The 5,042-nt window shown below is 71.5% G+C and carries 6 protein-coding genes; 2 read left to right on the top strand and 4 right to left on the bottom strand.

The window, feature by feature from the left end:
• Nucleotides 1-127: 127 nt before the first annotated feature.
• Nucleotides 128-925: an ABC transporter permease gene (locus WA805_RS24735; protein WP_422274969.1), complete on the bottom strand. Its 798-nt coding sequence runs from the start codon at nucleotides 923-925 to the stop codon at nucleotides 128-130.
• Nucleotides 922-1,938: an ATP-binding cassette domain-containing protein gene (locus WA805_RS24730; protein WP_425243525.1), complete on the bottom strand. Its 1,017-nt coding sequence runs from the start codon at nucleotides 1,936-1,938 to the stop codon at nucleotides 922-924. Before WA805_RS24730 ends, WA805_RS24735 begins: the two co-directional genes overlap by 4 nt.
• A gap of 141 nt (nucleotides 1,939-2,079) precedes the next feature.
• Here WA805_RS24730 and WA805_RS24725 point away from each other — a divergent pair, with 141 nt between their 5' ends.
• Entirely contained in the window at nucleotides 2,080-2,907 is an 828-nt protein-coding gene (locus WA805_RS24725) for an SAM-dependent methyltransferase (protein ID WP_425243524.1), read from the top strand.
• Here WA805_RS24725 and WA805_RS24720 read toward each other — a convergent pair.
• A complete protein-coding gene (locus WA805_RS24720) occupies nucleotides 2,904-3,713 on the bottom strand; it encodes an AraC family transcriptional regulator (protein ID WP_425243523.1) in 810 nt (269 codons plus the stop codon). The two genes, WA805_RS24725 and WA805_RS24720, sit on opposite strands and share 4 nt — an antisense overlap.
• Nucleotides 3,714-3,780: 67 nt before the next feature.
• Between WA805_RS24720 and WA805_RS24715 the strand changes: the two genes are divergently transcribed.
• Nucleotides 3,781-4,362 carry a TIGR03086 family metal-binding protein gene (locus tag WA805_RS24715; RefSeq protein WP_422340453.1) on the top strand — a complete coding sequence of 194 codons (582 nt, stop codon included), beginning with the start codon at nucleotides 3,781-3,783 and terminating at the stop codon, nucleotides 4,360-4,362.
• A 7-nt stretch (nucleotides 4,363-4,369) separates the two neighbouring features.
• Here the strand turns inward: WA805_RS24715 and WA805_RS24710 are convergent.
• Nucleotides 4,370-5,042 (bottom strand): hypothetical protein (locus tag WA805_RS24710; protein ID WP_425243522.1); only part of this gene is annotated, 673 nt, incomplete at its 5' end.

Here is a 5,042-nt window from a genome sequence, read left to right as displayed (position 1 = left end):
GGAGACGGCCAGGCGTGCGCTCGGCGCCGCGGCGTTCGACGGCGCGTACTCCCGCGGCCGCGGGCTTGACCGCGAATCAGCCATCGAATTGGCGGAACGGGCCCTAGCCGCCGTCTAGGGCCCGTTCTTACGCGCGGCGGCGGTAGGCGCGGACCGCGAGCGGCGCGAACACCACGAAGATGCCGAGCGCCCACAGCAGCGAGCGGATCACGACGGCCGCCGCCGGCCCGCCGGTGAGCAGCGCGCGCTCCGCCTCGGTCAGGTAGGTGACGGGGTTGACCTTCACGAACGCCTGCAGCCAGCCCGGCATCTTCGCCTCATCGGTGAGGATGTTGCTGCCGAAGATCAGCGGGAACATGACCAGGAAGCCCCACCACTGCACCGCTTGCGCCGACTTCACCAGCATGCCGATGAGGGCGGACACCCAGCACATGGCGAGCGCGAACACCACCAGCAGCAGGCAGGCCATGATGGCGGCCAGCGGGGTGGTCAAGATGCGGAACCCGAGGATGAAGCCGAAACCGAGCGTCACGGCGATCGAGATCAGGTAGCGCACGTTGTCGCCGAGGATCGCGCCGGCCAGCGGCGCCGAGCGGGCGATCGGCAGGGCGCGGAACCGGTCGAACACGCCGGTGGCGACGTCCTGGCTCAGCATCATGCCGGTGCCGAGGGTGGCGAACGTCACCGACAGCACCATGATGCCCGGCAGCGAGTACTCCAGGTACTGGTGCGTGCTGCCGGCGAGCTGCCCGCCGAACACGTAGGTGAACAGGACCAGGTACATGATCGGCTGCAGCAGCAGCCCGAACATGTCCTCCGGGTTCGTCCGGATCTTCAGCACGCTCCGCCAGGTCAGCGTGAGCGAGTTCCGCAGGCCGGTCACCGGGCTGAGCCGCTTGGCGGGAACCAAAGGAAAACTAGTCATTGCGCACTCCTGCTCAGTTTCTGCTGCCGCCGGCCCGCGGGGACGTCCGTCTCCTCGGGTGCGGTCTCTTCGGCCCGGTGACCAGTCAGGGCCAGGAACACCTCGTCGAGGCTGGCCTTGCGCAGCGCGAACTCGGCGAGCTCGATGCCCCTGTCGTCGAGCTCGCGGACGATCTCAGGCAGCTGCCTGCCGTCGTCAACCTGGGCGGTGACGCGTCCGGACTCTGGGCTGACCACGGGCTCCCCGTTCAGCAGCGCTGACAGCACCGCCGCTACCGCCGCGACGTCCGCCCGGCTGGCCGGGGTGACCTCGAGCACCTGCCGCCCGGCCCCCGCCTTGAGCTCGTCAGGCGTGCCGGTCGCGATGACCCGTCCCTGGTCGATGACCACGATGTCGTGCGCGAGATGGTCGGCCTCGTCCAGGTACTGGGTAGTGAGCAGCACGGCCGTGCCGTCGGTGACCAGTTCCCTGATCATCGCCCACACCTCGTTCCTGCTGTACGGGTCGAGGCCGGTCGTCGGCTCGTCCAGGTACAGCACCCGGGGCCGCCCGACGAGGCTGGCGGCCAGGTCGAGGCGCCGCCGCATCCCGCCGGAGTACGTCTTCGCCGGCCGCCCGGCCGCGTCGGTGAGCTCGAACCTGGCGAGCAGCCCGGCTGCGCGGGCCCGCGACTCGGCGCGGGACATGCCCAGCAGCCGGCCGATCATGACGAGGTTGTTGGTCCCGGACAGGCCCTCGTCCACGGACGCGTACTGGCCGGTGAGCCCGGTCAGCTGGCGCACCTGGTAGGCGTCGCGCACGACGTCGTACCCGCAGACGCGGGCCTCGCCCTCGTCGGGCCGCAGCAGCGTGGCGAGTATCCGGACCGCCGTGGTCTTGCCCGCGCCGTTCGGGCCGAGCAGGCCGAGGACGCTGCCCGCGCGGGCCGTCAGGTCCACGCCGGCCAGCGCGGTGGTCTTGCCGAACCGCTTAACCAGCCCGCGGGCTTCGACGGCGTTGAGTTCTTCTCGCATGGTGCCATCGTGGTCCGGGCCGCTGCCAGCCCCCGCACGAATGACTGTCAGCCCGCACAGGTGCCTGTCAGGCCGTCGCGGGAAGCTACAATGCGGCGCAGCGATTCATTCGGATCGCAGTTGTCTCCGGGAGGTCGTGCGGTGGCGGATAGCAATATGGCCTGGGCCAGGCTGGACCCCGCCCACGTGCCGCCGGAAATCGACACGACCAAGCCCAGCGTGGCGCGGGTCTACGACGCCATCCTCGGCGGCAAGGACAACTTCGCCGTGGATCGCGCGGTCGCCGGGTTGTCGGTCAAGGCGATGGGGGACAGCGGCAGCGGCGCGCGGCTCAACCGGGCGATGCTCGGCCGCTCCGTCCGGTTCATGGCCGCTCTCGGCATCAGCCAGTTCCTCGACCTGGGCTCCGGCCTGCCGACCGTGCAGAACACGCACCAGATCGCCCAGAGCGTCAACCCGGCGGCGCGCGTGGTGTACGTGGACAACGACCCCAGCGTGTCACTGCACGGCCAGGCGCTGCTCGCGGGTGACGCCGCGACCGCCGTGGTCCTCGCGGACGTCATGGAGCCGGACAAGCTGCTGGGCCTGCCGGAGGTCACCGGCCTGATCGATTTCACCCAGCCGGTCGGCCTGATCATGAACGCCGTGATCCACCACATGCTCGACGAGGAGGACCCGTACGGCGTCGTCGCCGCCTACAAGGACGCGGTGGTCCCCGGCAGCTACATGCAGATCACCCACTTCTGCGACGCCGCCCCCGAGGCCGCGGCCAGCGTGCGGGTGCTGCGGGAAAACCTCGGGCGCGGGCAGATCCGCAGCCGCGAGGAGATCAAGCGGTTCTTCGACGGCTGGGAGATCGTCGCGCCAGGGCTTGTCTTCCTGTCGGAGTGGCGGCCCGACGAGCCGGTGACGCTGCCACTCGACCTGGGCAGCCTCTTCATGCTGGCCGGCGTGGCCCGCAAGCCCTAGCGTCCCTCGGCGGCGTACCGGGACGGCGGCACCCCGAGCGTGGCGGTGAAGTCCCTGGTCAGATGAGCCTGGTCGGCGTAGCCGAGGTCGGTGGCCAGCGCGGCCCAGTCGACGTTCCCGCCCGCGTCGGCGCACAGCGCGGCCTCGTGCAGCCGGGCGCGCCGCATCACCCACTTGGGCGAGACGCCGACGTACTCGGCGAACAGCCGCTGCAGCCTGCGTTCCGGTAGGCCGAACACGTCCGCGAGCGACGCCACCCGGCGCAGCTCCGGGTCTGCGGTGATCCGGTCCACGATGGCGGCCACCTGGTCGATGACCGGATCGGGCCGCGGCCCTGCGCCGCGCAGCAGGCCGGCCCCGGCCGCGATCATGGCCTCGTCGGACGAGGCGGCGGCGAGCACCGCGGTACAGGCCCTGTCCGCCGTGGGTCCGAAGATGTCGCCGGCTGGCACCACGAGGTCGTTCAGAGTGGAGATTTTTCCCGCGGAGTAAAAGGGCCGGAAGCCGCCTGGCCGGAAGCGGATGCCGAGGACCGCGCCGGCCCCGGAGATCTTCCTGGTGAAAACGCGCCGGTCGATGCCGTACACGGCGGGGCCAGCGGCCTCGAACGCGAGGTTCACGTTCGGGTGCGGCAGGATCGCCTGTTCGTGCGCGGGCTCGCCGCGCAGGTCCCAGCGGACCACCCAGCAGAAGTCGACGAACGGCGCCAGGTCCTCCGGCGGCCGGTGCCTGTTCAGGCTGAACCGGGTCGCGGCGGTCCCCGGGTGCAGCACCCCGGCGCCGAGTGAACGGGCGGAAGCGGTCACGAGCCCCAGCGTAGCTGTCGCGTTTCTTCAAGACGCCCAGGCAGGTCCGCGGCTAGCGTCGTGACTTATGAACCTGCATCCTGAGCTCACCGACGCGGCCGACGCGGGGGCCCAAGTCGTCGCCGGCGTCCGGCCCGGCCAGTTCGGCGACTCCACCCCGGACACCGAATGGGACGTGCGGACGCTGCTCAACCACCTCCTGCTGTGGACCGCGTACAACTTCGAGCGGCGCGCGCACGGCGAGATGGTGCCCGAAGAGATGATGACCCGCGACTTCGCCGCCGAACCCGACTTCGCCGCCGCCTACCGCGCGCAGCTCGACCGCGCGCTCGACGCCTGGGCCGACCCGGCGGTCTGGGAGAAGGACCTGAACGTGATGGGATCGGCGACCCCGGCCGCCGACGTCGGCGCGATGATGCTCGCCGAACTCGTGCTGCACGGCTGGGACCTGGCGGCCGCGACGGGACAGTCCTACACCGTCTCTGACCGCGCCGCCGCGGCGGCGCTGGCGGCGGTGGAGGCGAACGCGGAGATGTTCCGGCAGTACAAGGGGTTCGCCGAGCCGGTTTCCCTGCCGGACGACGCGGCGGCGCTCGACCGCGCGCTCGCGCTGTCCGGGCGCGACCCGGACTGGACGCCGTCCCGGTAGCGAGAGGCTAGAGCGCGGCGACGGCCGGCGCGTTCGCGATCTGGGCCGTCAGGCTGAGCACCCGCCTGGCGCCCTCGGTGACCTCGTTGCGCATGGTGAAGACGCTGATGAGGTGCTGTCCGCCGAGGTCCGGCGCTGGCTCGCGGACGAGCGGCCACGGGTGGGTGATCTCGGCGATCTTGGCCTTCATCGCGTCGAGCCGCAGCCCGGCCTCGGCGACCACCCACTGGTCGAGCGGATGCCCCTCAGGCCACCCGGTCGCCGCGTCGGCGATCGGGGGGACCATCGCCGCGTCGGTGACCGCGGCGACCCCGGCGACCGCCTCGTTGAACGCCCGGCGCGCGTCGGAGTACTCGACGCTGGCCAGGATGGAGTGCCCCCAGCCGACCGCGCTGGTGGTGAAGACGTCCCCTGGCGCGCCGGCGGGCTGTACCCGGGCCACCCGGAACGCGGGCGTACATCGCGAGCCCCGGCCTGCGAACGCGAGCACGGCATCAGGCCCCGCGGCTCTCGCAGTCATGCTGCCCCCGACGGAACCCGGCGCCCCCGCCACGGGCGCCGGGTTCGCCACGGGCGCGGGATTCACCGGGTACACCGCGTGTACCGCGTGCACGGCTACCCAGTCCCAGGCCGGCGTCACCGAGGACAGCACCGTCGTGTCGCGGAACCGGTACCCGCTC

Origin of the sequence: Trebonia sp. (genome assembly GCF_049794275.1) — a bacterium.
Lineage (GTDB): Bacteria > Actinomycetota > Actinomycetes > Streptosporangiales > Streptosporangiaceae > Trebonia.
Note: the sequence above shows the minus strand (reverse complement) of the source record. Positions and strands in the feature narration are given on the sequence as shown.

What these genes read in the sequence shown, in the direction of transcription:
- WA805_RS24735 (WP_422274969.1), bottom strand. Translation starts at nt 925, where the DNA reads ATGACTAGTTTTCCTTTGGTTCCCGCCAAGCGGCTCAGCCCGGTGACC.
- WA805_RS24730 (WP_425243525.1), bottom strand. Translation starts at nt 1,938, where the DNA reads ATGCGAGAAGAACTCAACGCCGTCGAAGCCCGCGGGCTGGTTAAGCGG.
- WA805_RS24715 (WP_422340453.1), top strand. Translation starts at nt 3,781, where the DNA reads ATGAACCTGCATCCTGAGCTCACCGACGCGGCCGACGCGGGGGCCCAA.